At 71.8% G+C, this 24,862-nt stretch carries 28 protein-coding genes; 14 read left to right on the top strand and 14 right to left on the bottom strand.

The genetic code is table 11. The features are described 5' to 3' along the window. Positions 1 to 145: 145 nt before the first annotated feature. Complete coding sequence (locus tag AC3YO9_RS04060; protein ID WP_489982221.1) at positions 146 to 1,708, top strand: LCP family protein; 1,563 nt, start codon at positions 146 to 148, stop codon at positions 1,706 to 1,708. Between the two features lie 27 nt (positions 1,709 to 1,735). On the opposite strand, the gene AC3YO9_RS04055 is transcribed toward AC3YO9_RS04060, so the two are convergent. Beyond that, positions 1,736 to 2,752, bottom strand: a complete 1,017-nt coding sequence (locus tag AC3YO9_RS04055; protein WP_241249378.1) for an alpha/beta fold hydrolase — start codon at positions 2,750 to 2,752, stop codon at positions 1,736 to 1,738. Positions 2,753 to 2,945: 193 nt separating this feature from the next. On the opposite strand from AC3YO9_RS04055, the gene AC3YO9_RS04050 reads away from it, so the two are divergent. After that, positions 2,946 to 3,149 carry a hypothetical protein gene (locus tag AC3YO9_RS04050; protein ID WP_127784433.1) on the top strand — a complete coding sequence of 68 codons (204 nt, stop codon included), beginning with the start codon at positions 2,946 to 2,948 and terminating at the stop codon, positions 3,147 to 3,149. Positions 3,150 to 3,157: 8 nt separating this feature from the next. Here the strand turns inward: AC3YO9_RS04050 and AC3YO9_RS04045 are convergent, their stop codons facing one another. Continuing rightward, on the bottom strand, positions 3,158 to 3,937 hold the full coding sequence (locus AC3YO9_RS04045) for a MerR family transcriptional regulator (protein ID WP_127784432.1): 780 nt from the start codon (positions 3,935 to 3,937) through the stop codon (positions 3,158 to 3,160). A 146-nt stretch (positions 3,938 to 4,083) separates the two neighbouring features. Between AC3YO9_RS04045 and AC3YO9_RS04040 the strand changes: the two genes are divergently transcribed. Together AC3YO9_RS04040 and AC3YO9_RS04035 are read left to right on the top strand one after the other, a co-directional pair. After that, positions 4,084 to 4,836, top strand: a complete 753-nt coding sequence (locus AC3YO9_RS04040) for an adenylate/guanylate cyclase domain-containing protein (RefSeq protein WP_489982220.1) — start codon at positions 4,084 to 4,086, stop codon at positions 4,834 to 4,836. 153 nt (positions 4,837 to 4,989) lie between these two features. Beyond that, the gene (locus tag AC3YO9_RS04035; protein WP_489982219.1) at positions 4,990 to 6,627 is read left to right on the top strand and encodes an acyl-CoA synthetase; all 1,638 of its coding nucleotides are present in this window, start codon (positions 4,990 to 4,992) and stop codon (positions 6,625 to 6,627) included. On the opposite strand, the gene AC3YO9_RS04030 is transcribed toward AC3YO9_RS04035, so the two are convergent. Beyond that, a complete protein-coding gene (locus AC3YO9_RS04030) occupies positions 6,624 to 7,565 on the bottom strand; it encodes an AurF N-oxygenase family protein (protein ID WP_489982218.1) in 942 nt (313 codons plus the stop codon). The genes AC3YO9_RS04035 and AC3YO9_RS04030 overlap by 4 nt on opposite strands. Before the next feature lie 226 nt (positions 7,566 to 7,791). On the opposite strand from AC3YO9_RS04030, the gene AC3YO9_RS04025 reads away from it, so the two are divergent. Then, complete coding sequence (locus tag AC3YO9_RS04025) at positions 7,792 to 7,947, top strand: DUF6131 family protein (protein WP_164860688.1); 156 nt, start codon at positions 7,792 to 7,794, stop codon at positions 7,945 to 7,947. A 66-nt stretch (positions 7,948 to 8,013) separates the two neighbouring features. On the opposite strand, the gene AC3YO9_RS04020 is transcribed toward AC3YO9_RS04025, so the two are convergent. Then, positions 8,014 to 8,187, bottom strand: coding sequence for a CsbD family protein (locus tag AC3YO9_RS04020; protein WP_127784429.1), 174 nt, complete (start codon positions 8,185 to 8,187; stop codon positions 8,014 to 8,016). Between the two features lie 122 nt (positions 8,188 to 8,309). Continuing rightward, positions 8,310 to 8,846, bottom strand: coding sequence for a hypothetical protein (locus AC3YO9_RS04015; RefSeq protein ID WP_127784428.1), 537 nt, complete (start codon positions 8,844 to 8,846; stop codon positions 8,310 to 8,312). A 25-nt stretch (positions 8,847 to 8,871) separates the two neighbouring features. Here AC3YO9_RS04015 and AC3YO9_RS04010 point away from each other — a divergent pair, with 25 nt between their 5' ends. Continuing rightward, positions 8,872 to 9,210 (top strand): hypothetical protein, encoded by a 339-nt coding sequence (locus AC3YO9_RS04010; RefSeq protein WP_489982217.1) that lies wholly within the window; start codon positions 8,872 to 8,874, stop codon positions 9,208 to 9,210. A gap of 111 nt (positions 9,211 to 9,321) precedes the next feature. Here AC3YO9_RS04010 and AC3YO9_RS04005 read toward each other — a convergent pair whose 3' ends face one another. After that, positions 9,322 to 10,191 (bottom strand): Rieske (2Fe-2S) protein, encoded by an 870-nt coding sequence (locus AC3YO9_RS04005; RefSeq protein ID WP_489982216.1) that lies wholly within the window; start codon positions 10,189 to 10,191, stop codon positions 9,322 to 9,324. Continuing rightward, on the bottom strand, positions 10,188 to 10,751 hold the full coding sequence (locus tag AC3YO9_RS04000) for a type 1 glutamine amidotransferase domain-containing protein (RefSeq protein WP_489982215.1): 564 nt from the start codon (positions 10,749 to 10,751) through the stop codon (positions 10,188 to 10,190). The genes AC3YO9_RS04005 and AC3YO9_RS04000 overlap by 4 nt, the downstream gene beginning before the upstream one ends. Before the next feature lie 317 nt (positions 10,752 to 11,068). Here AC3YO9_RS04000 and AC3YO9_RS03995 point away from each other — a divergent pair, with 317 nt between their 5' ends. The 6 genes from AC3YO9_RS03995 to AC3YO9_RS03970 are packed head-to-tail and all read left to right on the top strand — an operon-like array spanning position 11,069 to position 13,672. Continuing rightward, on the top strand, positions 11,069 to 11,530 hold the full coding sequence (locus tag AC3YO9_RS03995) for an Asp23/Gls24 family envelope stress response protein (RefSeq protein WP_127784424.1): 462 nt from the start codon (positions 11,069 to 11,071) through the stop codon (positions 11,528 to 11,530). Continuing rightward, positions 11,527 to 11,925: a hypothetical protein gene (locus tag AC3YO9_RS03990; protein WP_346773858.1), complete on the top strand. Its 399-nt coding sequence runs from the start codon at positions 11,527 to 11,529 to the stop codon at positions 11,923 to 11,925. Before AC3YO9_RS03995 ends, AC3YO9_RS03990 begins: the two co-directional genes overlap by 4 nt. Continuing rightward, the gene (locus AC3YO9_RS03985; RefSeq protein ID WP_164860687.1) at positions 11,922 to 12,101 is read left to right on the top strand and encodes a hypothetical protein; all 180 of its coding nucleotides are present in this window, start codon (positions 11,922 to 11,924) and stop codon (positions 12,099 to 12,101) included. The genes AC3YO9_RS03990 and AC3YO9_RS03985 overlap by 4 nt, the downstream gene beginning before the upstream one ends. After that, the gene (locus tag AC3YO9_RS03980) at positions 12,094 to 12,489 is read left to right on the top strand and encodes an Asp23/Gls24 family envelope stress response protein (RefSeq protein ID WP_489982214.1); all 396 of its coding nucleotides are present in this window, start codon (positions 12,094 to 12,096) and stop codon (positions 12,487 to 12,489) included. The genes AC3YO9_RS03985 and AC3YO9_RS03980 overlap by 8 nt, the downstream gene beginning before the upstream one ends. Next, entirely contained in the window at positions 12,486 to 13,130 is a 645-nt protein-coding gene (locus AC3YO9_RS03975) for a DUF6286 domain-containing protein (RefSeq protein WP_489982213.1), read from the top strand. The genes AC3YO9_RS03980 and AC3YO9_RS03975 overlap by 4 nt, the downstream gene beginning before the upstream one ends. Continuing rightward, positions 13,127 to 13,672 (top strand): Asp23/Gls24 family envelope stress response protein, encoded by a 546-nt coding sequence (locus AC3YO9_RS03970; protein ID WP_127784421.1) that lies wholly within the window; start codon positions 13,127 to 13,129, stop codon positions 13,670 to 13,672. The genes AC3YO9_RS03975 and AC3YO9_RS03970 overlap by 4 nt, the downstream gene beginning before the upstream one ends. A gap of 88 nt (positions 13,673 to 13,760) precedes the next feature. On the opposite strand, the gene AC3YO9_RS03965 is transcribed toward AC3YO9_RS03970, so the two are convergent. The 5 genes from AC3YO9_RS03965 to AC3YO9_RS03945 form a co-directional block, all read right to left on the bottom strand. Further along, positions 13,761 to 15,338, bottom strand: a complete 1,578-nt coding sequence (locus AC3YO9_RS03965; protein ID WP_489982212.1) for a GH25 family lysozyme — start codon at positions 15,336 to 15,338, stop codon at positions 13,761 to 13,763. A 115-nt stretch (positions 15,339 to 15,453) separates the two neighbouring features. Beyond that, positions 15,454 to 16,488 (bottom strand): YihY/virulence factor BrkB family protein, encoded by a 1,035-nt coding sequence (locus AC3YO9_RS03960; protein WP_489982211.1) that lies wholly within the window; start codon positions 16,486 to 16,488, stop codon positions 15,454 to 15,456. 27 nt (positions 16,489 to 16,515) lie between these two features. Then, positions 16,516 to 17,316 (bottom strand): DUF427 domain-containing protein, encoded by an 801-nt coding sequence (locus AC3YO9_RS03955; protein ID WP_489982210.1) that lies wholly within the window; start codon positions 17,314 to 17,316, stop codon positions 16,516 to 16,518. Positions 17,317 to 17,435: 119 nt separating this feature from the next. Next, a complete protein-coding gene (locus AC3YO9_RS03950; protein ID WP_127784419.1) occupies positions 17,436 to 17,987 on the bottom strand; it encodes a YceI family protein in 552 nt (183 codons plus the stop codon). A gap of 108 nt (positions 17,988 to 18,095) precedes the next feature. Beyond that, positions 18,096 to 19,157: a lysylphosphatidylglycerol synthase transmembrane domain-containing protein gene (locus AC3YO9_RS03945; protein WP_127784418.1), complete on the bottom strand. Its 1,062-nt coding sequence runs from the start codon at positions 19,155 to 19,157 to the stop codon at positions 18,096 to 18,098. Between the two features lie 211 nt (positions 19,158 to 19,368). Here AC3YO9_RS03945 and AC3YO9_RS03940 point away from each other — a divergent pair, with 211 nt between their 5' ends. Further along, positions 19,369 to 20,139 (top strand): S-methyl-5'-thioadenosine phosphorylase, encoded by a 771-nt coding sequence (locus AC3YO9_RS03940; RefSeq protein ID WP_489982571.1) that lies wholly within the window; start codon positions 19,369 to 19,371, stop codon positions 20,137 to 20,139. Positions 20,140 to 20,157: 18 nt separating this feature from the next. Here the strand turns inward: AC3YO9_RS03940 and AC3YO9_RS03935 are convergent, their stop codons facing one another. Next, complete coding sequence (locus tag AC3YO9_RS03935) at positions 20,158 to 21,324, bottom strand: GGDEF domain-containing protein (protein ID WP_489982570.1); 1,167 nt, start codon at positions 21,322 to 21,324, stop codon at positions 20,158 to 20,160. A 900-nt stretch (positions 21,325 to 22,224) separates the two neighbouring features. Further along, complete coding sequence (locus tag AC3YO9_RS03930; protein ID WP_489982209.1) at positions 22,225 to 23,517, bottom strand: MFS transporter; 1,293 nt, start codon at positions 23,515 to 23,517, stop codon at positions 22,225 to 22,227. Between the two features lie 338 nt (positions 23,518 to 23,855). Between AC3YO9_RS03930 and AC3YO9_RS03925 the strand changes: the two genes are divergently transcribed. Further along, positions 23,856 to 24,851 (top strand): ferritin-like domain-containing protein, encoded by a 996-nt coding sequence (locus AC3YO9_RS03925; protein WP_489982208.1) that lies wholly within the window; start codon positions 23,856 to 23,858, stop codon positions 24,849 to 24,851. Positions 24,852 to 24,862: the final 11 nt, after the last annotated feature.

The following is a 24,862-nucleotide window of genomic DNA, read 5'->3' as shown; positions in this document are numbered from 1 at the left end:
CTAGCCGGGGCAAAAGCGACACGCCACGGTGCGTGCGTCACAGGGGCGTGTCCGCACACCAGGACGCGAGGACGCGCAGTGGCCGGACTCACGGTAATCACAGGTGAACCACGAGATACTCAGGACTACTCCCTGTGCGGAAGGCATGCCATTGGACGATCGCCCGGCCCCGCAGCAGAGCGGCCGTCACCGCCTCCGGGCCGCCCGCCGCAGCCGGGCCGCGTCGCTGCTGCTGCAGTCGGTGGCCCTGCTCTGCTCGCTGGCGGTGGTGGCCTGCACCGGGGTGGGCTGGTACGTGCTGCGCGACGTCACGCAGGGCATGACCACCTCGGACGCGCTGGCTGGCGGGGTCAGCGGCGAGGGCGTGGCGCCGTCCACCGACGGAGCGGTGAACGTGCTGCTGATCGGGCTGGACTCCCGCAAGGACCAGAACGGCGAGCAGCTGCCTGCGGAGGTGCTCGAGCAGCTGCACGCCGGCGACGGCACCGAGGGCGGCTACAACACCAACACGCTCATCGTCATGCACATCCCCCGGGACGGGAGCACGGTCGCGGCGTTCTCCATCCCGCGCGACGACTACGTGCCGGTGCGCGGGATCCCCGGGCGCGACCACGTCAAGATCAAGGAGGCCTACGGCCGCGCCAAGGTCGCTGCCGAGGACGAGCTGGCCCGCACCGGCGTCTCCGACCGGCGCACCCTGGAGAGCGCCGGGCGCGAGGCAGGCAGGCGGTCCACCGTGCAGACCGTGCAGGACTTCCTGGGTGTCACCATCGACCACTTCGCCGAGGTGAACCTGGCTGGGTTCTACGACATGGCCACCGCCCTCAACGGGGTGGAGGTGTGCCTGAACAACCCGGTGCGCGACCTCTACTACTCCGGGGCGGACTTCGTGGCCGGGCGCCAGACGCTCAACGGTGCCCAGGCGCTGGCCTTCGTGCGGCAGCGCCACGGGCTGGCCAACGGCGACCTGGACCGCACCCGCCGCCAGCAGGCCTTCCTGGCCTCGGTCACCCACAAGCTGAGCAGGGCCGGGACCTTCACCAACTTCTCCCAGCTGCAGAGCCTGATCGAGGTGGTCAAGCAGGACGTGGTGCTCTCCGCCGGGTGGGACATCCCCACGTTCGTCCAGCAGGCCACCAACCTCACCGGGGGCAACGTCGAGTTCGCCACCCTGCCAGTGGAGCGCTTCGACACCGTGGACGGGCAGGCGGTGAACATCGTGGACTCCGCCGCCGTGCGCAAGCAGGTGCGCATCGCCTTCGGGATGCAGGACCCGGATCCGCCAGTGCCTGCCTTCGCCGGCCCGTACACGGTGGACGTGCACAGCGCCGCCGGCTCGGGGGCGGCCAGCACGGTGTCCAGGGCACTGGTGGCCGCCGGGATGCTGGCCGGCACCCAGGAGGTGACCGCCGCCGAGGCCACCGCGGTGACCTTCGGCGAGGGAGCGCGCGACACTGCCGACGTGGTGTCCGGGCTGCTGGGTGCCCAGGCGGCCACCCCCGACCCGGCACTGCCGATCGGCCGGGTGAAGGTGGTGCTGGGCAAGGGCTTCCGCGTCCCCACCGCACTGGCGCAGGACGCCAGGACCCGGCTGGCGCCCCCGTCGGCGCCGGCTGGTGAGGCGCCAGCCGGTGCGGCGCCGGCAGTCACCCCGAGCGGACCCCAGGCGCTGCCGGCGGACAGCTCCGGGATCCCCTGCGTGGACTGACCCCGCGGCACCTCGGTGCCGGTTCTGTCAGCCGGCGGGCTCGGCCTCCAGCAGCCGGCGCACCTCGGCGTTGAAGGCGTCCACGTTCTCCACGCTGGACATGTGCCCCACGCCGGGCAGCTGCACCAGCAGGTCGAGGTGGCCGTCGCGCTTGAGTGCCTCGGCCAGCCGCTTGGCGTGGCTGGGCGGGGTGAGCCGGTCGGCGGTGCCCACCAGCACGGTGGTGGGCACGGTGAGGTGGGTGAGCGACTCGCGCAGGTCCAGGCGGGCCAGCGCTGAGCCCCACTTGGCGCGGTCGCGGGTGCGGCTGCTGAGCACGATCTCCTCGCAGAAGGCCACCTGGGCCGGGCTGGCGCTGGGCGAGAGCGCGACGTACTTGACCGCGCGGTAGGCCAGCGGCGACGGCGGGCCGAAGGGCGTGGGGATGCCCACCGCGCCGCGGCCGATCGCCTCGGCGAGGCGGGGGAAGCGGCTGGGCAGGCGCACCACGGCGGTCTCGGTGAGCAGCGAGTCCAGCGCGGTGCTGGCCAGCAGCACCCGCCGGACGCGGCGGGAGACCTGGTCGGGCTGCTGCCCGGCCCACGCCACGATGCTCATCGCGCCCATGCTGTGCCCCACCAGCACCGCCTGCTCCTCCGGCGCCAGCACGTTCTCGAGCACGGCCTCGAGGTCGGCGGCCAGCAGCTCGGGGGTGAACCGGCCACGGCTGCTCCCGCTGGCACCGTGCCCGCGCTGGTCGTAGGTGACCACCCGGTAGGTGTCGGCGAGCGCTCGCACCTGGGGGATCCAGTACCGGGTGGAGCAGGTCCAGCCGTGGGCGAAGACCACCACCGGTGCGCCCTCCGGTCCGTGCAGCTCGACGTTGAGCCGGGTGCCGTCGGTGGAGGTGACCCAGCGCTGCTCCCCGGGCACGTCGAGGTCGTCGAGCAGCGGGGCCTGCGGGTCGGACCGCACCGCCTCGGCGTCGGCGTGGGCCTGGGTCCGCCACAGGCCGGCGCCGGCGGCCAGCGCGGCACCGGCAATCACCATCGTCTTGCGCAACACGGGCTCTCCTCGTCTCGACCGGCTCCGCGTCGCCGGGCGGGGGTGCGGAGCCCGCACCCATCCCCGGCGTGGCGCGGACGATGGTGACATCGTGCATGGTCACACTGGGTGTTGGGTGCCTCGGGTGGCCCGAGGACCTCGGGCGGCTCGATCGCGCGGCTCGAGACCCACCGACAAGCAGGAGGAGACGCAGATGCTGGGTGACGTGGGCGGGCTTGGCCACCTCAAGAGTGGGATCGACGAGATGAAGGGCGCGCTGAACCACACCAACGAGCTGCTCGAGGCCGTGCTGGTGGAGCTGCGGCAGCTCAACGGCGAGCGGATGGCCGGCATGGTGGACCAGCTGCAGGTGATGAACGACCAGCTGGGCGGGGCGGCGGAGCGCTCGACCGACTGACCCAGGGCTCAGTCGCTGCTGGGGGTCTCGCGCTCGTCCCGCTGCTCCTCGGCGGCGGGGCCCTCGGTGAGCCGGGAGGCGGCCGCGTCGAACGCGGCGGCGGTGGCCTCCTTCATCGCACGGCCGAAGGTGGCGTCCACGGCCTGCGCGGCGTGCGGGCGCAGCTGGTGGATGAGGGCCGCGATCTCGTTGAGCTGCTCGGTGCTGGAGGCCAGTGGCCGCCCGTCGTCGGGCAGCACGTGCCCAGCCAGCAGGTCGACGAAGCGCTCCGCCACGCGCGCCATGTCGTGCTGCAGCGCCTCGGCCAGGTCCAGCACCGCGTCGATGGGGATGCCGGCGGTGACCAGGTCCCGGCCGGCGGCGAGCAGCCGCGGGCTGTTGACCAGGTAGCCAGTGCCCTGCCGGGTGAGCAGGCCGATCTCGCAGCCCCGCTGCAGCACCGCGCGGGACGCCTCCTTGCCGAACATCCGCCGCAGCTCCAGGGCGGACATCCGTCGCGGCCGCTCGTCGGTCCAGGGCTCGGCCAGCTCCTGCTCGATGTCCAGCAGGTCCTCCACCCGCCACCCCTGGGCCACAGCCGTGAGCAGCTCGTTGATGGTGGCGAAGGTGTAGCCGCGGTCCAGCAGCCGGCCGATCAGCCGCAACCGAGCCAGGTGGGAGTCGGAGTACCAGCCGGTGCGCCCCTGCTTGCGCGGTGGCGGGAGCAGTCCGCGGTCCTGGTACACCCGCACGTTGCGCACTGTCGTGCCACCCAGGCGGGCCAGCTCGTCAATGCGGTGCTCGGTCACCTGGACGACTATATCGACCGCCGGCGCGCCGCTCGGCGAGCGCGAACGCTGCGGCGCTCGTCGTCGGGCACCTCATCGGCTAGGTTCCGAGTGTGCAACGTTCACCCGGCCGCGCCCGCAGTGCCGCGACCCGGGTGGTGGGGCACGTGCGGGAGCTCGACCGCCACCCCCGCGCCGTGGAGGTGCTCCGGCGCCTGCGGCACTCCATGCCGGGTGATCCTGGCCTCGGCGACCCGTTGTCGGTGGCCGGCACCAGCGGCATCTCCACCGTGGTGCGGGTGGCTGACCGGCTCTTCGACGAGAGTCCCCGCGCCTCCCGCGAGGCCGGCCTGGGCGTGCTGCAGCTGTACCAGTCGCTGGCGGAGCGCTTCGGCAAGGGCCAGGGCAGCAGCGAGGTGACGCTGCTGTTCACCGACCTGGTGGGCTTCTCCTCGTGGGCGCTGCGCGCCGGCGACGACGAGGCGCTGCGCGTGCTGCGCGCGGTCTCCGCGGCCATCGAGCCGCCGATGCTGCAGCGCCGTGGACAAGTGGTCAAGCGGCTGGGCGACGGCGTCATGGCGGTGTTCCCGTCCGCCCAGCTCGCCTTCGACGCGGCGGTCGCGGCCCGCGAGCAGCTGGCCGAGGTCGCCACCGACGGGTTCACGCTGCGGCTGCGTGCCGGGGTGCACACCGGTTGTCCCCGGGCCATCGGGGGCGACTACCTGGGGGTGGACGTCAACGTCGCGGCCCGGCTGGTGGAGAAGGCCTCGGCCGGAGAGATCCTGGTGTCGGAGCCCACGCTGGCCGGCCTGGACGCAGAGGCGATCAGCAGCCGGCCCAAGAAGACCTTCCGGTTCGCCAGGGTCAAGGGCGTCCCCGACGACCTCAAGGTCTACGTGGTCGAACCACAGGGCCGCTGATCTCGCACCCGCGGCAGGCCGCGACTGGCTGCCAAAGCCGCTGTGCAGCAACAAGGTCAGGGATCTCATGGGCCGCGGAAAACTAACCGTCCGCTAGGACTGTTTTCCGGGTAGGTTCGTGGCGGAGTAACCCACGCCACACTTGAGGGAGCCATGCCCACCCTGCCCCAGCGCGTCCTGCACGAGCTCAGCAAGGTCACCGACCCGGTGCACAACATCGCCGTGATGCAACGGGCCGGGCTGGTGAACCTGACGCGGCCCGACCACACCTTGGCCTCGATGGTGGCCTTCCGGCGGTTGGGGCCGGTGGCCGGCGCCGCCGTCGCGGCGGCCGCACGGGTGCCCGATGCGGTGGCGCTGGTGGACGAGCGACGCTCGCTGACCTACCGCGAGCTGGACCTGCGCACCAACGCCCTCGCCCGCGCGTGGGGCACCCAGGGGATCACCGCGGGATCGGTGGTCGCCGTGCTCTGCCGCGACCACGCAGGGCTGGTGGAGGCGATGATCGCGACGGCCAAGATTGGTGCGCGCCTGCTGCTGATGAACACCGGCTTCAGCGCCCCGCAGCTGGTGGACGTGGCCCAGCGCGAGGGGGTCACCGCGATCGTGTGCGACCAGGAGTTCGCCGGGTTGCTGGCGGAGCTGCCGGAGTCGGTGCTGCGCTTCCTGGCCTGGACCGACGAGGCGCACTCCGAGCTGTCCACGGTGGAGGAGCTGATCAGCTCCACCGACAGCGGACCGGTGCCGCGCCCCGCGCAGGTCGGTGGGCTGGTGCTGCTGACCAGCGGCACCACCGGCACCCCGAAGGGCGCTCCCCGGCAGGTGCGCTCCCCGCTGGCGTCGGCGCACTTCCTCGAGCGCATCCCGCTGCGCCGCGGCGAGGCCACCTTTCTGGCCGCCCCGATCTTCCACGGGACCGGCCTGTCGCAGTTCCTCATCATGATGGGGCTGGGCTCCACCACCGTCGTGCGCCGGCGCTTTGATGCCGAGGCCACCCTGGCCGCCGTGGCCCGGCACCGCTGCACCGCGCTGGTCCTGGTGCCCACCATGCTGCAGCGCATCCTCGACCTCGGCCCGGAGGTGCTGGCCCGTCACGACACCTCCTGCCTGCGCATCATCTTCACCGCCGGCTCCGCGCTGTCGCCGGCGCTGGGCGAGCGCGCCACGGCGGAGTTCGGCGAGGTGATCCACAACCTCTACGGCTCCACCGAGGTGGCCGTGGCGACCGTGGCCACGCCGGCGGACTGGCGGGCAGCGCCGGGCACCGTGGGCAGGCCGCCGCACGGCTGCACGGTCAAGCTGTTCGACGCGGAGGGTCACGAGGTGACTGCCCCGCACACCCAGGGCCGGATCTTCGCCGGCAGCGGGCTCGCCTTCGGCGGCTACACCGGTGGCGGGCACAAGGAGCTGATCGACGGCCTGCTCTCCAGCGGCGACGTCGGGCACTTCGACGAGGAGGGCCGGCTGTTCGTGGACGGCCGCGACGACGACATGATCGTCTCCGGCGGGGAGAACGTCTTCCCCCTGGAGATCGAGAACCTGCTGGTCCAGCTGCCCGGCGTGGTCGATGCCGCCGTGGTGGCGGTGGGCGACGTGGAGTTCGGTCAGCGGTTGCGGGCGTTCGTGGTCCGGGCAGAGGACAGCAGCCTGGACGAGGACCAGGTGCGCGCCCACGTGAAGAGCAACCTGGCTCGCTACAAGGTGCCCCGCGACGTGGTGTTCCTTGACGAGCTGCCCCGCAACCCCACCGGGAAGCTGCTGCGGCGCGCGCTGGCCGAGATGCCCGCCTAGACCAGGTGGGCGCGCTGCAGCAGCACCCGTGAGGGGCCGCCGACCAGCCCCACGTCGTCCAGGAAGGACAGCGTCCGGGACGCGCCGTGCCGCAGCTGGGCGTGGTAGTGCTGGTTGTTCCGCACGGCCCGGCGCGCCTCCCGCACGTCCAGCCCCGCAGCCGCGTAGACGTCCGGGTGCACCAGGCTCTCCACCACGGTGAGGGCGGTGGCGGCCAGCACGACACGCACCCGGGCCCGCTGCAGGGGGGTGATGTCCTGCACGCGGCGGACGATCTCCTCCCGGGCGAAGCGGATGTGGCGGGCCTCCTCCAGCACGTGGATCTTGCTGATGGTGCGGCTGATCGGCTGCACCCGCTCGTCCTTCATGAAGTCGCGCTGCATCACGTCCAGCAGCTCCTCGACGAACAGCGTGCCGCCGTAGGCGACGGCACCGGTGGCGGTGGCGGCGAAGCCGCGTCCCAGCTCGAGGACCAGGCGCTGGGGTCGGTAGGAGGGGCAGCCGAAGGCGGCAGCACCGCGGGCGAACATCACCGAGTGGCGGCACTCGTCGGCGATCTCGGTGAGGGCGAACTGGAAGTGCGGCTCGGTGGCGTCGCGGCCGTACATGTCCCGCACCAGCATCTGCATGAGGATCATCTCGAACCAGATTCCGGCCCCGCTGATGCTGGCGACCTCGTGCTTGGTGAGCGTGACCCGTTGCTGGTGGGTCATCCGGTCCCACAGCGACGTCCCGTACAGCGACGACCACTCCGGGCTCAGGCCGTAGAGGTCGTCCGGCACCTCAGCGGCCCAGTCCACGTCCACGGCAGGGTCGTAGGACTTCTTGGCCGAGGAGGCGAGCAGCCGGGTGGCGGTCTGCCCGCGGTCGGTGACCGGCCAGGCTCGGCTCCTGGTGCTGGCCGCGGATCTGGCGGCGGAGGTGGTCGAGGTGCTCATGGTCGCTCCCGGTGAGGCGGCTGCTGTGGCCTGAGTCACCACCTTAACGTGACAATGCTCATTGGGACAATGCCGAACGTGCGCGCAGGTCGAGGTCAGCGGCCCGGTGACCAGCAGGGTTGCCGACATATCTGTCAATCAATAGGGTCAGCGGCCGCGGTGCATCCGGTTCGTACCGCTCCGGGTGGGCCCGTTCGGGTCTGTCCGACATTGACAAAGGAGAGTCATGATCACCCTTGGCGTCATCCTTCTGGTTATCGGCCTGCTGGTCAGCGTGCCTGTTCTCACCACCATCGGTGCCGTGCTCCTGGTCGTCGGCATCGTGCTCTTCGCCCTCGGTGCCGCGGGCCGCGCGGTCGGTGGCCGCAAGCACTACTACTGACCTGACTCAGACGCAGAACGGCCCCCGTCCACGGACGGGGGCCGTTCTGCGTACTTCGCCGACGGCTCAGTCCTTGAAGACGTCCTTGACCTTCTCGCCGGCCTGCTTCAGGTTGCCCTTGGCCTGGTCGCCCTTGCCCTCGGCCTGCAGGTCCTTGTCGTCGGTCGCCTTGCCGGCGCCCTCCTTGGCCTTGCCGCCGAGCTCCTCGGCCTTGTTCTGTGCCTTGTCCGCAAGTCCCATGACAGGTCTCCTTCACGTCGCTGTGCCGGAAGCGCGCCCGATGTGCCGGACGTGCAGTACGTCCCACCGTAGCCCGCCAGCTGTTGTCCTGCAGCAGTGCTGGCCACGGGTGGCACCACGCGTCAGCCGCGCTCGCGGATCCCGTCGGTCGCCATGCTCAGGTCCCCGCAGGTGACGCCACTGGCGGTGTCGGCCGCGCCGGATCCCGGCAGGGCCGCCACGGTGTCGCTGGCTCCGTTGCGGGCCGAGGTGCCCTCGATCAACACCTGGGTACGGGTGACGTCCACCGACTGCCCGGAGTCGTCCAGGCGCTGGTTGAGCCCCACCAGGGTGCGGCCGCTGCTGCCCTGCACCTGCGAGCAGCCCACCCCGGTGCCGTTGCCACGCAGGCCCAGGTCGAACCGGTAGGTCTCGCCCTGGGCGTTGTGGGCGGGGAACAGCCCGCAGTTGCGCACCACGAACAGCTCCACGGTCCGGCCGTCACTGACCAGGGCCGCGATGGTGCTGCCGCGGCCGTCGGGGTCGGCCACCAGCGCAGAGCGGGACCCGCCACCGGCCAGGTCGACGGGCAGGCTGAAGGTGGCCCCGGAGGCGGTGGTGATGCCGAGGGTGGTGCCGCGGTCGAGCCACCCGGTGTCGCGACGGCCGTCCCCGTCCACGTCGATCACCTCACGGGTGCTGGCGGTGACGGGTGCGCCGCCGCCGGTCGGGGCGCAGCCGGAGGCGGCCGGCTTCACCGGGGTGGCGGAGGTGGAGCCGGTGGTGACCGGTGGTGGCGCGGGCGTGGTCGCCGAGGGGGTGCTGCTGGGCGCCCCCACAGTGCTGGTTGCCGCGGCCGAGGGCACGGCGGCGCTGCTGGGCGCCGGCGCGGGGGAGGCGGAGGTGTCGTCGCTGGAGGAGCAGGCGCTGAGCGCCAGTCCGCCCGCCAGCACCAGGGCTGTGGTCGCGCTCCGTGCTCTCATCGCGTTCTCCATCCGTGCAGCGCTCGAGAAGTGCTCCGAATGGCGATCATACGACTACTGAAAGTGATGTCAGATCACTATTCGATCGCATCCTCCGGCCGCACGGACGGCTGGACCCGATGCAGCACAGGCGATTCGCGGAGGGTGGCGACGCAGCTCGGCCAGAGTCCGATCAGGACCGCAGCGTCGCCTGCACCCGGCCGCCCACCACCTGGGTGTCGAACACCGGCTGGTCTGCCGTCGCCGGCCCGCGCCGCACGGCACCGTCGGCGAGGGCGAAGACGCTGCCGTGCCACGGGCACTCCACGCACAGCTCGCCCGCGGCGTCACGGCTCACGGTGCCCTGGTGCAGCGGCCCGTCGGCGTGCGAGCACTGGTCGGCCAGCACGTGCACGGCGTCGTCCTGGCGCAGCACCATCACCGGCACCGGGCCGATCATCCGGCGGACCGCCTCGCCCTCGGGCAGCTCGGTGAGCGGACCCAGGTCGGTGCTGCCGCTGGGCACGACGTCCGGCACGCCCTCCGCCCGGTTGGCGCCCATGGCCATGCTGAAGCTCAGGTGCCCTCCCAGCGAGGCGGCGATCCCGGACACCGCGAAGCCCGCCAGCGCGGTCAGCCGACCCGCGGTGCGACGTCCTCGACGACGCTGCGCCAGCGAGCCCAGGTACAGCAGGCTGGCGACGCCGTTGGCGGCGGCGTGCACCAGGCCCACCCGCTGCTGGTCGGGCTGGCCCTGGCTGTAGTCGGCGGCGCCGGTCACCGCGGCGGGGACGCTGGCCAGCAGCCCCACCGCGAGCAGGGTGTCGGCGTCGCGTCGGTCGCCAGGCAGCCAGTCCAGGATCACGGCGCTGGCGAACGCGCCGACCGGGAGCTGTACCAGTGCTGGGTGCAGCGGGTGCCCCAGCCACACCCCGTGCAGCGCGTCGCGCACCGGTCCGCGGGGCAGCAGCTTCTCGATGGCGGCCGCGTAGAGCCCCGCCGGCTGGTCCAGGCTGGCCTGCTTCTCCAGCGCGTGCGCCGGCTCGTCCACCCGCAGCCTCATGCCGTGACCTCGTGAACGCCCTCGGCGAACTCCTCGATGATCTTCGCGCAGAACGCGTCCAGGTCACCGGGGTTGCGACTGGTGACCAGGCCGTTGTCGGTGACCACCTCCTCGTCCACCACGGTGGCGCCCGCGTTGCGCAGGTCGGTGCGCAGGCTCGGGTAGGAGGTCAGCGTGCGGCCCTGAGCCACCCCGGCGTCGATCAGCGTCCACGGCCCGTGGCAGATGGCGCCGATGGGCTTGCCGGCCGCGGCCATGTCGCGCACCAGGCGGACCGCGTCCTCGTCCATGCGCAGCTTGTCGGGGTTGACCGTGCCGCCGGGCAGGATCAGGCCGTCGAAATCCTCGGCGGAGACGTCCGCGGTGACCGCGCCCACCGCGAAGCTGTCCGCAGGGTGGATGTCGGAGTTCATCGCCTGGATCTTGCCTGCGCTGGGAGAGACCAGCGTGACCTGGGCTCCGGCGGCCGCCACGGCGTCGCGCGGCTGCACCAGCTCCACCTGCTCGACACCGTCGGCGGCCAGGATGGCGATCCGCTTTCCGTCCAGCTCGTTGCTCATCGGCTCTCCTGTCGTCCTCGCGTGGGTGGGGGCGCCCGGTTGCTGGCAGCGCCTCGCCGTGGAAACCAGCCGCCGGTGCGAACCTGACGGCCGTCCCGAAAGTAGCGCTGCCCATGGGCACTCGCAGGACGAGACCGCGATGCGGGGGAGGTGTCCGGCGTGTACTCAGCGGCGGAGCGCGCGACCGGCGCCTTCCCCCAGCGGTGGCGGGCCGTGAACCGTAACCTCAGGGACTGCCCGTCAGCGTGCGCGCAGGCGGGCAGCAGCCCGTGCCTCAGCAGTGACGCTGGCGCCGCACCGACTAAGGAGATCGCACGATGACCGAAACCCAGGGCGTCAGCACCAGCAAGGACGTCAGCTCCCGCGAGTCCTCGTCGCCACTCGCGACCTCGACCGGCAAGACCACCATCGCCGACACCGTGGTCTCCAAGATCGCCGGGATCGCCACCCGCGAGGTTGCCGGGGTGCACGCGGTGGGCGGCGGCGCGTCCCGCGCAGTGGGGGCGCTGCGCGAGCGGATCCCCGGAGCGCGCATCAACCACGCCCAGGGCGTGGCCGTGGAGGTCGGCGAGCGCCAGGCCGCCATCGACATCGACATCGTGGCCGACTACGGCGTGGGCATCGCCGAGCTGGCCGCAGGCATCCGTCGCAACGTCATCGGCGCGGTCGAGCGGATGACGGGGCTCGAGGTCACTGAGGTCAACATCGACGTCCACGACGTGTACCTCAACGACGGGCAGGACGACAACGGCGAGGACACGCCGTCCCGGGTGCAGTGACCGCACCACGGGCGGACGGATCCCCGGCGGGCAAGGCTGCCGCCGGCGAGTCCGCTCCGCCACCGCCCGACCGCGCCGACCAGCTGGCTGCGGCGGTGCTCGCGGTGCCGGGGGTGGCGGGCCTGCACGGCGGCATGTTCGGTGAGGCCGCCACCTACCTGCCCGGGCGCAAGGTGGCCGGGATCCGGCTTGCCGACACCGGCACCACCACGGTGCACGTCACGGTCGTCTACGGCCGGGACATCGACGAGGTCGCCGCGGCGGTGCGCCGCGCCGCTGCCGCGCTCATCGACGGACCGGTCGACGTGGTCGTCGAGGACGTGGCGGTGCCCGGGGCCGACCCGCTCACCGAGATCGCTCGACCGAGCTCACCCCAACCTTGGAGCACAGCATGAACGTCACCACCACTGGCCTGTACGCGGGACTGCTGCTCGGAATCGCCGCGGCTGCGGGCGGCTTCAGCGGCTTCCTCATCGCCATCGTGCTGGGGATCCTCGGTGTCGCCGTCGGCGCGCACTACGACGGGAAGCTCGACCTGGGTGAGCTCTTCCGCGGGCGCAACCGTGGCTGAGCACCCGGTCACGGACCGCTCCTCGACCGCCACCGCCGAACCTGGGGAGCGCGGCTCGCTGACCGTGCACGACCGGGCGGTGAACCGGGTGGCGGAGTACGCCGCCCTGCACACCGAGGGCGTGGTCCGCCAGTCCAGCGGGCTGGGCTGGATGACCGGGCGCGGACTGCCCAAGGTGGACAGCAACGTCAGCGGCGGCCACGTCCGGGTGAAGGTCAACATCGCCACCGAGTGGCCGCGGTCGGTGGCGGCCGTGACCGCTGCCGTGCGCGACCAGGTCGCCGACCAGCTCGGCGAGTACACCGGCCTCACCGTGGACCGCGTCGACGTCCGGGTGGACGACGTGGTGCACACCGACCTCGCCGAGGCACCGAGGACGGTCCAGTGACCGCCGCGGCCGCGCAGGGCGGCACCGGCGCAGAAGTTGCTGCCGGCGCCGACCAGGAGGAGCGCACCGGGCGGCACCGCAGCGAGGCGGCAAGTCCGGGGCTGGCCGGGCGGACCCCGGTGGCCGCTCCTGGCGCAGCGTCGGTGGGCATCTTCCTGGCCGGCGTCGTCATCGTCATCGGACTGGTGGGCATCCGTGAGGCCGTGCTCGGCAGCGACGCGCTCGACGGTGAGTCGTGGGTGGCCGAGCTCGGCGACTGGGTTGACGGTCTGACCCCGCAGACCTGGATGGTTCCGGTCGGCGTGGTGGCCATCCTGGTGGGCCTCTGGTGGCTCTACCTGGCCCTCAAGCCCCGCCGGCGGACCGAGCTGAAGATCACCAGCGACGGCAGCCTGTGGATGCGGCCCCGGGACGTCTCCCGCATCGCCGCGGCCACCGCGGACGACGTCGCCGGCACCACCACCGCCCGCGCCACCACCGGCCGACGGCGGGTGACGGTGACCATCACGGCCGCCCGCAAGGAGGCGGACGCGCTGCGGGAGTCGGTGGCCGAGGCGGTCAGCACGCGCCTGCAGGCGCTGGACCGCCGACCGAGCGTGAAGGTGCGCACCAAGATCAGCCACGACGGGGGTGCCTCGTGAGCAGGGTGACGGTCGGCATCGACCGGTTCTTCGCGTTCGTCATCGGCGCTGCGCTGGTGGCGCTCGGCGTGCTGGGCATCCTGTGGCAGGCCGACGAGCTGCCCTGGGCGCAGGACGCCCTGCAGGCCTCGTGGATCGTCACCGCCACCGAGCAGGGCTGGTGGCCGTGGGCGGCCGGCGCCGCCGGCGTGGTGCTCGTGCTGCTGGGCCTGTGGTGGCTGGCGGCGCACGTGCCGCGCGCCCGCCTCACCGAGATCCGGCTGCCCGGCAGCGGGACCCGAGGCATCCTGCGCGCCGACGTCGGGGCGGTGGCCAACGCCGCCGCCAGCTCGCTCGGCGCCACCCACGGGGTGCGCTCCGCGACCGGCCGGGCCAGCCTCGACCGGGGCCGGCCGACCATCGTGCTCACGGCGACGGTCGACCCCAGCGCTGACCTGGCCACCGTGCGCGACGCCGCGGAGCGGGTGCGCGAGGAGGTGGATTCGGCGCTGGACGGCTCCGAGCTGGCGACTCGGCTGCACGTCCGCGTCGCCCGCAGCTGAGACACCACAGCTGAGACACCACAGCGGCGAGAGACCGCCCCCCGCGCGTGCTGCGCGGGGGGCGGTCCTTCGTCCGGGGTGCGTTCGGTCAGCGGGTGCTGACCACGCCGGTCGCCGCGTCCCAGAACAGCGAGCCCCCCTGGAAGTCGCTCTGGCGGCCGCCGGGCACGGCGCGCTCACCACTGGTGGGATAGCCCAGCGCGCCACGCTCCCAGCCCTGCGCCGACCACGCCTGCTTGATCGCCCCGCGCACCTCGTGCGCACCGGTGGTCGGCGTCCAGTAGATCGACCCGCCCTGCAGGTGGTTGTACCGCCCGCGCCCGTCGGGAGTGCCCAGCTCGTCGGTGGTGGGGTAGCCCAGCACACCGGCCTCCCACGAGAGCGCGGCCCACTTCTGCTTGATGTCACCCCGGATCGACTGGGCCCCGGTGGTGGCCGTCCAGTAGATCGAGCCCTGCTGGAAGTGGTTGTAGCGGCCCTTGCCGTCGGGCGTGCCCAGCTCGTTGGTCACCGGGTAGCCGTGCGGGCCCGCCTCCCACGTGAGTGCGCCCCACTTCTTGTCGATGTCGCCGCGCACCTCGCGCGCGCCGGTCTTCGGCGACCAGTACAGGGCCCCACCACTGGCGAAGTTGTTGTACCGACCGGCGCCGTCGGCCGTGGACAGCTCGTCGGTGACGGGCAGGCCGAGCGGCGAGGACGGGCCCCCGAGGGCCAGGTACTGCTCCAGGATCGCGCCGCGCACCGCGCGGGCGCCGGTGGCTGCCGACCAGTAGACGACGCCGCCGGCGAAGTTCTGCGCCCGCCCGCCCGGCACCGCGTACTCGCTGCTGGTCGTCGCGCCCAGGTAGGAGCGGGTGCCGCCGAGGGCCTGGTGGTGGGCGAGGATGGCCGAGGGGGCTCCGACGGACTGCTTGCCGCCGACGCCGCCGTTGGACAGCGAGGCCAGGGTGCCGGAGTCGCAACAGAAGTGGGAGATGTCCACCCCGGTGCTCACGCCGGGGATGGTGCCGCGGTCGGTGTACTGCCAGAACGTCCAGCTCGTCCAGCCGCCGGGCAACGGGGTCTTGGGGGCGGAGGCGCCGTTGTAGTCGGCGATCCACAGCGGGTACTTGGTGAACGCGGTGCTGTTGGCCATCGCCGAGCGCCAGAAGTACGGGTAGGTGTAGATGATCGGCGTCCGACCGGTCAGCGAGGTGATGGTCTCCAGCCAGGTGCGGGCCCAGGCCACCAGCTCGGGGGGCGTGAGACCACCGGAGTCCTCGAGGTCGAGCACCGGAGCCAGCTCGCCGGCGCCCTGCATGGTGCCGGCCACCGAGACCATGTAGCGGGCCTGCGCCGCCGCCGATCCGGGCACCCGGTCCGGGCGGGCGTAGTGGTAGGTGCCGCGCACCATCCCGTTGGCCTTGATGGCCGCCCAGTCCTTGGTGAAGTAGGGGTTGGTGTAGCCCACACCCTCGGTGGACTTCACGAACGCGAACTCGCGCCCGTTGGTCTTCACCTTGGCCCAGTCCACGCTCGCCCCGTTGGGGTGCTGGTGGCTGGACACGTCGGGTCCGCTGATGGCTGCGGTGGCCACTCCGGCGGCGACGAGGACCATCAGGCCGGCCAGGAGCGTGGCCACGGTGGCTCGGGGGCGGCGCCGCGCCGCGCGGAGCGAGATCTGCATGAACGTGACACTAGAGGTACCAAAGTGACAACGGGGAAAATTGTTACCAAAGGGATTACTTTGCGTCCCTTGGCTATTGCGGCTGACGGGGCCGGTCCGCCCAGGTCCGCCCCGGTCAGGGCTTCGGTCCCGGACGCTGCTGCGGTTTCTCCCCGGTCTTCGGCTCCGACCGCGCTGGGGGCTGCTGGAAGGTCACCGTCACGTCCTCGAAGCCCTTGTGCCGGGTGGCCTCCGCCCGCGTGGTGTACACCCGGCGGTCCCCGGCGGTGAGGTCGACGTTGTCGGTGAAGGGCGTGAGCAGTGCCCGCGGGTAGAGGTGGTCCACCCGCACCACGTTGGCCTCCGCGCACAGCACCACGACCAGTGCCGCGATGTAGAGGAAGGCGATCAGCCCGAGCACCAGGGCGAAGACACCGTTGATGGCGCTGGCCCGGGCGATCACCCGCTGGACGAAGGTGGCCCCGAACACCTGCAACAGCTGCCAGGCCACGGCGGCAGCCACCGCCCCGGGCAGGACGTTGCGCAGCGTGAGCTTGCGGGTGCTGGCCAGCCGGAAGGTCAGCGAGAAGATCCAGCTGTTCAGCACCACGGTGGTCAGCATCAGCAAGGTGCCCACCCCGGGCCCGCGGATGCCGAAGCCGTCGGCGTAGCGGGCGAAGATGGACAGCGCGGTGATGCCCAGCACGGCCAGGCCCACGGTGGCGATGAGCAGGACGCTGCGCCCGCGAGCGGCGAAGGGGTTGGGCCGGTTGTTGCGCGGCACCCCCCAGGCGGTGTTCATCGCGTGCTGGGTGGCTTGGGCGACCCCGGAGGCGCCGTAGAGGGAGCCGAGCACGCCGATGCTGACGGGGACGAACCCGCCGGTCATCCGGTCGGGGTGCTGCAGCTGGTCGCCGATCACCGGAAACTGCCCCACCGCGGAGTCGATCAGCTGCTGCTGCAGCTGGACGTCATCGGAGAGGACGTAGCCGAGCACCGTGGAGGACAGGTAGAGCAGCGGGAACAGCGAGACGAAGGCGTAGTAGGCGATGAGTGCGGCGAGGTAGTTGCCCTGGTCGTCGAAGAACTTGTAGACCACGGCCAGCGGGTACCCGGCCCACCGGTGCCGCCGCTGGAAACCGTCCACCCGCTCGGTGAAGGTGCCCTTCATCGTGGCGCCCCTACCACCGGCAGCAGGTCACTGCTCGACGCCGTCAACGGTGGTGGTGACGCCGGCACCGGCGAAGCAGCGCAGCCCGGCCACCGCGGCGGCCTCGGCGTGCGGCTCCGGGTAGCTCCAGCAGACGTCCTCGACGTCGCCATCGGGGCCGGTGAGGCTCCAGTAGGACGCAGTGCCCTTGTAGGGGCAGACGGTGGAGGTGTCGCTCTCCCGCAGCGTGGCGCGCACGTCGGCCTCGGGCAGGTAGAAGCGGGCGGGGAAGCCGGTCTCGAACAGCGCCACCGGGTGCCGGCTCTCGGCCAGCACGGTCTCACCGTGGCGCACCACCACGTGCCGGCTGGACGGGCGCGCGTCCACCCGGTGGAAGGGGTCGGTCGGGGGGCCGAAGACCTGCTGGTCCTCCTCGTACCACTCGTCCACGGCGTCCGTCCGCAGCGAGCACATCCCCGCCACGGCGGCGGCACCGGGCAGCGGGTCGGCGTAGAACCAGGCGGCGTCAGGGACCAGCCGCCCACCCACCCGCAGGTTGTAGTAGCCGGCGTCGCCCTTGAACGGGCAGTGCGTACGGGTGTCGCTGCGCTCCAGCACGCCGATGCTGAAGTCGTCCACGGGCAGGTACCAGACCGGCGGCAGGCCCGTCTCGTGCAGCATGACGGCGCGGTCGGTGCTCAGCACCGTGGTGCCGTCCAGCACGGCGGTGACCCGGCGCGGCTCGGGGTGCGCGTAGAGCGCGTGCGCGGGCAGTGCCGACCAGATGTCGCCGTTGAGGCGGCCCTGGGCGGGACGTGCGAGCGGGCCGAGGCCACGGGTCAAGGACATGGCGCGAGCCTAGTGGTGGGCTCCGCGCGGTGCCGCGCAGCACGAAGCCGCCCGCACCCAACGACGGTGGGGGCGGGCGGCTTCGGAGCGCGGCGGACGGCGCTGGGCGTCCGCAGTGGTCAGGCCTGCGGGCCGGCCTCGATCTCGATGGTGATCTTCACCTTGTCACCGAGCACGACACCGCCGCCCTCCAGGGGCATCTCCATGTCGATGCCGAAGGCGCTGCGGCTGATCTCCGTGCTGGCCTCGAAGCCGGCGACGGGGCCGTTGCCCATGCCCGGGCTGACGCCGTTGAACTCCACGGCGAGCTCGACCGACTTGGTCACGCCGTGGATGGTGAGGTCGCCGACGAGGGTGAACTCGGAGCCGGAGCCCTGCACCCCGGTGGAGCGGAAGGTGATGGTCGGGTACTTGTCCACCTCCATGAAGTCCGCGGAGCGGACGTGGCCGTCGCGCTGGGCGTTGCCGGTGTCGAAGGAGTCGACGGCGATCTCGGCGCTCACGGTCGGGGTGCCCTCGGCGGGGACCTCGATGGTGCCGCTGAAGGTGTGGAAGGAGCCCCGCACCTTGCTCACCATGAGGTGGCGCACGCTGAACGAGACGCTCGAGTGGGTGGGGTCGATGGTCCAGGTGCCGACGGACAGGTCGGGCAGGGCGAGGGTGGACGTCATGAGTGCCTCCAGGTGCGTGGTTGAACTTTCAACAATACTAACAGGCCGGCGCTCCGACTTGTTCCCACGGCACCGACTGGCTGCTGGTGGCCCCGCTGTTCGCCATCGTCAGTGCGGGCCGTCGCCCTCGGGGTCCTCGTCGTCCGGATCGAGGTTGGTGGAGCGGAAGAGCACCGCGAAGACCAGCCAGCCTGCGGCCGCCACCAGGGGGAAGCTGATGAGCCGGTAGACGACCACGGCGGGCAGCGCCGTGACAGCGGGCAGTCCCGCAGCGACGAGGGTGGCGGTGAGCGTGCCGTCGACGATGCCCAGCCCGCCCGGGAGCAGTGGCACGCTGGAGACGATCTTGCCGGCGGTGAAGGCGATGAGCACCCCGCCCACGCTGGGGTTGGCCCCGGCGGCCAGGCAGGCCGCCCACAGGCACGCGACGTCGGCGATCCAGTTGGCCAGGGCCCACCAGGAGGCCCGCAGCAGATCGGGGACGCGCAGCTGCACCGCCTCCAGCTGCGACAGGATCTCCCCGACGCGCTCCATGCCCTTGTCGGCGGGCTGTCCGCGCACGGCGTTCCAGCCGTGGAACAGCGGGCGCGCCATGGTGACCAGGAGGCTGGGCCGGGTGACGAGGAGGCGGACACCGAGGATGAGGACCAGGGCGAGGACGATGGCGGTGACCAGGCCGGCGATGTTGGAGGCGCTGCCCGCCAGCAGGCCGCCGGTGACGGCCACCAGGGCAAGGGTCCCGGTGGCGAGGACCCCGCTCATGGCCAGCTGCCACGAGGCCACCACGCGACTCGCCCCCCACTTGCGGGTCTGCCGGAAGGTGAAGGTGGTGGAGAACAGCGGCCCACCGGGCAGGCTGACGCTCAACGCGTTGGCGGCGTAGACCACGGCGGTGGAGTCACGCTGGCGCACCGGGACCTTGGCGGCGGTCAGCAGGGTGCGCTGCAACCGGCCGAACGCGCTCATGGACAGTGCCTGTGCCGTGATCGACGCGGCCACCCACCACCAGCTGACGTCGCCGAGGCGCTGCCAGGCGTCGCGCAACGACGGTGCCAGCAGCACCACCTCGACGGCGAGCACCACGACGAGGGCGGTGCCGGCGACCCAGCGCAGCACCCGCATCCAGCGCTGGCGCTGCGCTGACGGGGAAACGCCTTGGTCGCCTGGCACCACTGGAGGGTAACGATGATGGCTGCGCTTGTGGCGCACGCCCGCCGCCACGGGTCGACGTCGCTCCACCAGCGTCGATTCGCGCTGCTTGTCCGGATGCGCGGAGCCGCTCGACGCCGGTCGTGGCAGGGTGCGTGCGTGGGTGGCGAGCCGCCGAGGCGTGCCGTCACCGGAGACAACCGCTACCCGGAGGTGTGAGTCAGTGCAGGATCTGGTCGCGGTGATCGGCGGGAGCGGGTTCTACTCGTTCTTCGACGACGCCGACACGGTCACCCTGGAGACCCCGTACGGGGCTCCGAGCGGACCCATCACCATCGGTGAAGTGGCGGGCAGACAGGTCGCGTTCCTGCCGCGCCACGGCGTTGACCACGAGTACCCGCCGCACAAGGTGAACCACCGGGCCAACCTCTGGGCGCTGCGCAGCGTCGGGGTGCGGCAGGTGTTCGCCCCGTGCGCGGTGGGCAGCCTGCAGCCGGAGCTGCCCGCGGGCTCGGTGGTGGTGCCCAACCAGCTCGTGGACCGCACGTCTGGGCGCGCGCACACCTACTTCGACGGCGGCGGCGTGCACGTGGAGTTCGCCGACCCGTACTGCCCCGACCTGCAGGCAGCGGCCCTGCAGCCGGGCGTGCTCCCCGGCGGGGCGATGGTGGTGGTGGAGGGCCCGCGCTTCTCCACCCGGGCGGAGAGCCAGTGGTTCGCCGCGCAGGGATGGAGCCTGGTGAACATGACCGGGCACCCCGAGGCGGTGCTGGCTCGGGAGCTGGCCCTCTGCTACACCCCGATCGCGCTGGTCACCGACCTGGACGCCGGCATCACCGCCGGGTCCGGCGTGCGGGCGGTGGACGTGTTCGCCGAGTTCGGCCGCAACATCGGCCGGCTCAAGGACCTGGTGCGTGCGGCGATCGCGGCCGCACCCACGAAGCGGGACTGCCCGTGCGTGCGGGTGCACGACGGCATCACCCTGCCCATCACGCTGCCGTAGCCGCCGCACGCTGGTTGGTTAGCTGGCGAGCGAGGTGGGGGTGTGGCTGGCGATCTCGACGCGGTCGCGGCCCGCCCGCTTGGCTGCGTAGAGCGAGGTGTCGGCCACCTCGAGCAGCTGCTCGACGGTGACCCCGTGGGGGCGCGGGCAGAAGGCCACCCCTACCGAGGCGGTCACCGGGGTGCCGGCGATGCTGCTCGCAGGGATGCACGCCCGGATGCGCTCGGCGATCTCGGTGGCCTGGCGCAGCGTGGGTCCCTCGAGGAGCACCACGAACTCCTCCCCGCCGAATCGGCCCAGGAGGTCGTGGCCGCGCAGCTCCACGCGCAGCACTCCGGCGACCTCGCGGATCACCCGGTCGCCCACCAGGTGGCCGTGGTTGTCGTTGACCAGCTTGAAGTGGTCGAGGTCGATGAGGATGACGCTGACCGGCACCCGGGCGCGGGCGGCGCGGCTGAGGCCCTCCCGAGAGCGCTCCTGCCACGCGGTGAAGTTGAGCAGCCCGGTCTTGGAGTCGGTGCTGGCTGCGACCTGCAGCTCCTTCACCAACGAGCTGCGGTGGAGTCCAGTCAGCAGGCCGAGCACCAACGGGGTGAGCCAGGGCATGTGCAGCACGAACAGCGCGGTGACCAGGCCCAGCCCCAGCGTCATCATCTCGAAGCCCACGCTCTCCCGGTCCGGGAGCAGGGTGCGCAGTCGGGTGGGTTTGCTGGCCAGGCCCATGCCCGCCATCAGCACGCCCAGGTTGACCACGGGGAAGACCGCGAGGGCACCCAACGTGGTGACGGCAGAGAGGAGTCCGCCGTTGAAGAGGCTGCCGCCAGCGAGGTTGAGCACCCCCGACGCCGCGAGGGTGGCCAGGACCATCGTGGCCGTGGTGAACATGAGGCGGTGCGGCCGGGCAGAACGGTGTCGGTGGCACAGCAGGAGATGGTGGCCGTACACCAGCATCAGCAGAATGGCTGCGTACCCGGCCGGCAGGCTCAGTGCGCCGGCGAACGCCCAGACCGACTTGTGGTTGGACCAGATGCGGTCGCTGCCGAGGTAGCGCTTGAACCGCTCGATCCGATCGGCGGCCTCGCCGTAGAGAATGCCCATGCTGGCCAGCAGCAGGAAGTGTGACGGCACCCCGGAGCGCTGCTCGCTGTCGACGGTGATGAACACGGTCAACCCGACAGTGAACATCTCCACGCCGACGATGAACCAGCGCGCGCTACGCGGCAGGGTCCACAGCTGCCACTCGCGAAACCACGTGATCAACGACCGGGGCGCGGAATCGCCGATGCCGGACTGAGTGATCACGAGCGACCGCCCCCAGTCCGGCGCACCTTCGTGGCTGCCACTGGATGTGAGCAGTTCCCCCTGCGCCCGGCTGACGATACAGCAGCAGGGCTGAGCCAGGTGGGTGAAGTTCCCGTCTGGGCAGGAGCGTCAGCAGGGCTTGGCCGCCAGCGGGATTCGGCTTTGCCGGAGGCGCGGTCCCTGGCGGTGGCGGTGGCGCTGGCAGGGCACCGACACGCGCGAGTCGACCAATCCAGCACCTCCACCACATCGGCGAAAAAAGTCGCACAATTGGGCCGGAAGGTGACTGGATGCGCCATTGTTCAATGGCGGCTGACAGTGCACTGAGTGCTGCCCTGATTGGAGAGCGAGGTGACCTTGATGCGCGGTTTCGAGTGGGGCTGACGAGTGAGCTGGCGCGTCCCGAGGCGTCCTGGGTGCACGGCCACGGCGTGAGTGGCTGCTTCCGTACCGCCTGGTGAGCGACGTGGGGGCGTGTCCCGTGTCCAGTCCGAGCTGTGGCTCGGCGAGGAAGCTGAGGAGGTGAGTGCGATGCGTGGCTTCGAGTGGGGCTGACAAGAATTGTCCAGCAAAGGCGTGCAGCAGTGCGGAAGGGGGTGCCGGCAATGCGTGGATTCGAGTGGGGCTGATGGGCGGAGTGATGTTTGTGCGAGCGGATCAGACAGGAAGGTGATGCGAGTGCGCGGATTCGAGTGGGACTGAGGCACGACGGCGGGGCCCCGGTGATCTCGCCGGGGCACGCCGTCGTCTCAGTGGCCAGCGCGTCTTGGTGGGCAGCGCGTCTCAGCCGGGCTGTTCCGTCACCGCAGGGCCACGAGGTGGGGACGCCACGGACGGCGCCTCGGCCACCACGTCGGTGGACCGTGCCCGGCGCAGCGCCAGCGGGGCGGCCAGGGCGACCCCGAGAGCGCCTGCGGCGGCAACAGCGACGGAGACGTTCCACAGCTCGGCGGCCAGACCCCCGACCAGCAGACCGACACCCTGCGCGGCGAGCAGGCCGGCCGACGCGATGCCGATGGCCTGGCCCCGCTGCGGGCGGGGCACCGCCAGCACGTACTCCACGACGATCTGCACCTGGTAGGCCGAGCAGAGGCCAGACACGGCCCACAGCAGCAGGGTGACCTCCAGGCCTGGTTGCAGGCCGCAGAACAGCAGCGGCACGCCCGCGGCCACGGCCAACGGTCCCACCAGGGCGGTGCGCAGCCGGTGCGGCAGCAGGCGCACGAACAACAGCGATCCCAGCAGGACGCCAGCGGGGCCCGCGGCCAGCAGCAAACCCACGGTGCGGGCGCCGCCGCCGAGGGACTCCGCGTACGGGGCCGCCAGCCCTTCGGGAACGACGAACACACCAGCCAGCCACGCGAGCCCCACCAGGGACCGCAGCCGGCGAGTCCGGAACACCAGGGTGAGACCGTCGACCCAGCCGTGGCTCCCGGCGGGCACGCCGTGCCGGGCCGCCGGCCTGGCCTGCACGTGCAACCGGATCAGCACGGCAGACACCACGAAGGTTGCGGCGTTCACCGCCAGGGTGGTGTGCGCCCCCACGGCGGCCACTGCCGCGCCGCCGACCGCGAACCCGAGGAGCTGGCTGCCCTGGGTGGTGGCGATCCGAAGACTGGTACCGAGGACGAACCCTTCTCCGTCGAGGACCTCCGCCACCAGTGCGGTCTCGGCGGCTCGCCACGGGGTGCCCACGAGGACGGACACCACCAGCAGGGCTGCCACCACTGCCAGCGGCATGCTGGGCAGGGCCATCAGCGCCAGCAGGCCTGCGCGCAGCAGGTCGCCGCCAACGAGCAGGCGGCGGACGGGCAGGCGGTCGGCGAGCGTGCCCAGCAGGATGCTGCCGAGCAGCGCCGGCAGGTAGGTGAGGGCGTAGACGCCGGCGGTGAGGATTCCTGACCCGGTCTCGCTGAACACCAGCACCGACAGCGCCACGCGAGCGAGCTGGTCGCCAAACATGGACTGGATGTCGGCGAACCACAGCCAGCGAAACTCCCGCACCCGGAGCACGTCGCCGAACGTCGGCGGACTGGTGGCCGAGCGGGCGCCGTCGGCCTCCTGGCGTGCTCCCACGGGCTCCCGCCTCCCTGCTGCGACTCACCTGAGCGCGAGGAAGAAGCACTGCTCCGCAGGACGTTCCGCCCCCAGGTCGCTCGGGGGCACTCTAGGCGGTCTGCCGGTCGGGGGCGGGCGACTCGCGTGGATCCGCCACCGGGCTCTCCTTCGACGCTGAACGCACCCATTCGCCCGGTCAGCGCAGGTCAACGCTGTTTCTGTCCAGCACCACGGCACGTGGGATGCGCCACTTCGTCGCGCGGAGGCGCGACAACACTGCAAATGTACGAACAGGAGTTCAGTCGAGAGCCCGTCCGTCCCCACCCTTTGGATTGCTGAAGAGAGGAACGACCAACGTGTCCGACAATGACACCGGCAAGATCATCACCCAGCTCCGCATGCTGCTGCAGCTGACCAACACCGAGGCCCAGATCGCCCAGGCTCGGCAGGCCCAGGCGCGCACCGATGCGGTGCGCCGCGAGCTGGCAGAGAACGAGAAGAACTCCCGTACCCGCGCCCTGCAGATCGAGCGTGTGCTCCGCGACGTGGGCGGCGTGCCCGACGTGGTGTCCCCGCTGCTTGGCCGGCTGGCGGCCATGGTCAAGACCGTCGTCGAGCAGGCGGAGCCGCTGGACGGCGCCCTGCTGGAGGACCTGTCCCTGGAGCACCAGCTCTTCGACCGCGCCCGCTACCTGAAGGTGCTGGCCACCAGCGCCGACATGGCGCGCGTGCGCACCCTGGCCGAGCGCCTCGAGGTGGCCCACCAGGCCACCATCGACTGGCTGAGCACGGTGCTGGCCGAGGAGGCGCTGGGTGGGCCGACCGCGCTGCGTCCCACGCCGCTGCAGGCGGTCGCCGGCACGGCCACCCGCATCGTCAACAGCCCGGCGCGCTGGTCCGCCGATGGCCTCAACCGCGCCGTGGCCACGGTCAAGCAGACCCGCAGCAAGGCCGAGGACTTCGCTGACGACGTGGCCGATCGCGCCAGCGACGTCGCGGACAAGGCCGGCGACGTCACCGACGCTGCCCGCGAGGCGGTGGCTGCCGGCCGAGACGCCAGCATGCGCCAGGCCGAGAAGGTGGCCCGTCGCGACGGCAACTCCAACGCTGCCGAGGCGGTGCACGACAGCCGCAAGAGCAGTGGTCAGCTGAGCGCGTCGGAGCTGCCGATCAAGGGCTACGACTCGATGACCATCACCAAGGCCGTGGCCGCGATCAAGAAGCTGAGCGACCCGGACGACGTCCGGACGATCATCGCCTACGAGGAGGCCCACAAGAACCGCAGTGGCGTCGTCTCCGCGAGCCAGACGCAGCTGGCCTCGATCGCCAAGGATGTCGCCGGGATCGGTTGATCTCTCGGCTG

Source organism: Rhodococcus sp. Z6_132, from assembly GCF_058133635.1.
Note: the sequence above shows the minus strand (reverse complement) of the source record. Positions and strands in the feature narration are given on the sequence as shown.

Coding starts and splice junctions, on each gene's coding strand:
- AC3YO9_RS04060 (WP_489982221.1), top strand. CDS start 146: ATGCCATTGGACGATCGCCCGGCCCCGCAGCAGAGCGGCCGTCACCGC.
- AC3YO9_RS04050 (WP_127784433.1), top strand. CDS start 2,946: ATGCTGGGTGACGTGGGCGGGCTTGGCCACCTCAAGAGTGGGATCGAC.
- AC3YO9_RS04035 (WP_489982219.1), top strand. CDS start 4,990: ATGCCCACCCTGCCCCAGCGCGTCCTGCACGAGCTCAGCAAGGTCACC.
- AC3YO9_RS04030 (WP_489982218.1), bottom strand. CDS start 7,565: ATGAGCACCTCGACCACCTCCGCCGCCAGATCCGCGGCCAGCACCAGG.
- AC3YO9_RS04025 (WP_164860688.1), top strand. CDS start 7,792: ATGATCACCCTTGGCGTCATCCTTCTGGTTATCGGCCTGCTGGTCAGC.
- AC3YO9_RS04020 (WP_127784429.1), bottom strand. CDS start 8,187: ATGGGACTTGCGGACAAGGCACAGAACAAGGCCGAGGAGCTCGGCGGC.
- AC3YO9_RS04005 (WP_489982216.1), bottom strand. CDS start 10,191: ATGAGGCTGCGGGTGGACGAGCCGGCGCACGCGCTGGAGAAGCAGGCC.
- AC3YO9_RS04000 (WP_489982215.1), bottom strand. CDS start 10,751: ATGAGCAACGAGCTGGACGGAAAGCGGATCGCCATCCTGGCCGCCGAC.
- AC3YO9_RS03995 (WP_127784424.1), top strand. CDS start 11,069: ATGACCGAAACCCAGGGCGTCAGCACCAGCAAGGACGTCAGCTCCCGC.
- AC3YO9_RS03985 (WP_164860687.1), top strand. CDS start 11,922: ATGAACGTCACCACCACTGGCCTGTACGCGGGACTGCTGCTCGGAATC.
- AC3YO9_RS03965 (WP_489982212.1), bottom strand. CDS start 15,338: ATGCAGATCTCGCTCCGCGCGGCGCGGCGCCGCCCCCGAGCCACCGTG.
- AC3YO9_RS03960 (WP_489982211.1), bottom strand. CDS start 16,488: ATGAAGGGCACCTTCACCGAGCGGGTGGACGGTTTCCAGCGGCGGCAC.
- AC3YO9_RS03955 (WP_489982210.1), bottom strand. CDS start 17,316: ATGTCCTTGACCCGTGGCCTCGGCCCGCTCGCACGTCCCGCCCAGGGC.
- AC3YO9_RS03950 (WP_127784419.1), bottom strand. CDS start 17,987: ATGACGTCCACCCTCGCCCTGCCCGACCTGTCCGTCGGCACCTGGACC.
- AC3YO9_RS03935 (WP_489982570.1), bottom strand. CDS start 21,324: ATGTTCACTGTCGGGTTGACCGTGTTCATCACCGTCGACAGCGAGCAG.